We start from the raw sequence: 1539 nt of genomic DNA, 5'->3' as shown, positions 1-1539 counted from the left end.
AGCCGCACCCTGCGCTGGCCGTCGACCGGCACTGGAACCTGCTGGCGCACAACCGGCCGATGGCACTGCTGCTCGACGGCGTCGCGCCGCACCTGCTCGTGCCACCGGTCAACGTGCTGCGGCTGAGCCTGCACCCGGACGGCGTGGCGCCGAAGATCGTCAACCTGAACGCCTGGCGCACCCACCTGTTCGCACGGCTGCGCACGCAGGTGCACGCGAGCGGCGATCCGGTGCTCGCGGCGCTGCTCGACGAGCTGCAGGGCTACCCCGGCGACGACAGCCCGCCCGGCGGCGACGACTGGAGCGCAGTCGCGGTGCCGCTGCAGATCCGCAGCTCGGTGGGCGTGCTGTCGTTCATCAGCACGACGACGGTGTTCGGYACGCCSGTGGACATCACGCTGTCGGAGCTGGCGCTGGAGACCTTCTTCCCGGCCGATGCCGAGACCGCGCAGTTGCTGCGTCGCCTCGGTGACGGACAGGCGAGCCCGAACGGCGCATAAAGGTGGTACGGCGGCCACGATCCGCATCCAGGAGACGACGATGAGCTCAAGAACCGCGCTGCGCATCTGTCCGCTGTGCGAGGCCTGCTGCGGCCTCGAGGTGCAGGTCGACGACGACGGACGCATCGGCACCATCCGCGGCGACGCGGCCGACGTGTTCAGCGCCGGCTTCCTGTGCCCGAAGGGTGTCGCGCTGAAGGACCTGCACGAGGACCCGGACCGGCTGCGCACGCCGCTGATCCGGCGCGGCGCGCGCTTCGTCGAGGCGAGCTGGGACGAGGCCTTCGCCGAGATCGAGCGCCGCCTGTTGCCGCTGCGCGAGGCGCACGGCAAGGACAGCGTCGCGCTGACGCTGGGCAACCCGTCGGCGCACAAGATGGGCCTGCTGCTGTACATGCCGCGGCTGCTGAAGGCGCTGGGCACGCACAATTTCTTCTCGGCCTCGACGCTCGACCAGATGCCCAAGCAGCTGTCGAACGGGCTGATGTACGGCCACTGGCTGTCGATGGCGGTGCCCGACATCGAGCGCTGCGACTTCCTGCTGGTGCTGGGTGCGAACCCGATGGCCAGCAACGGCAGCCTGTGGACGGTGCCGGATTTCCGCGGCAAGGCGCGCGCGATGAAGGCGCGCGGCGGCCGGCTGGTGGTGATCGACCCGCGGCGCACCGAGACAGCCGCGCTCGCCGATGCGCACCACTTCATCCGCCCGGGGGGCGACGTGTTCCTGCTGCTCGGGATGGTGCACACGCTGTTCGCCGAGGGGCTGGTGAGGCTCGGGCGCCTGCAGCCGCACCTGGTGGGGGTGGAGGCGCTGCGCGATGCGGTGCGGCCGTTCGCTGCCGACGCGATGGCGCCGCGCTGCGGGATCGATGCGAGCGTGATCCGCAGCCTCGCGCGCGAACTCGCCGCGGCCGGGCGCGGCTGCGTCTACGGCCGGCTCGGCACCTGCGTGCAGGCCTATGGGACCACCTGCTCGTGGCTGATCGACGTGCTGAACATCCTGACCGGCCACCTCGATGAACCCGGCGGCGCGATGTTC

General features: G+C 71.1%; 2 protein-coding genes. Both read left to right on the top strand.

Annotated features, from left to right (window positions below):
• A partial coding sequence (locus AC1D15_RS31505) for an MmyB family transcriptional regulator (protein ID WP_477829138.1) occupies positions 1 to 500 on the top strand: 500 nt, incomplete at its 5' end.
• A gap of 40 nt (positions 501 to 540) precedes the next feature.
• On the top strand, positions 541 to 1539 hold a 999-nt coding region (locus AC1D15_RS31500), incomplete at its 3' end, for a molybdopterin-dependent oxidoreductase (RefSeq protein WP_477829137.1).

The sequence above is a fragment of the Rhizobacter sp. P2_H2 genome (genome assembly GCF_056403375.1).
Note: the sequence above shows the minus strand (reverse complement) of the source record. Positions and strands in the feature narration are given on the sequence as shown.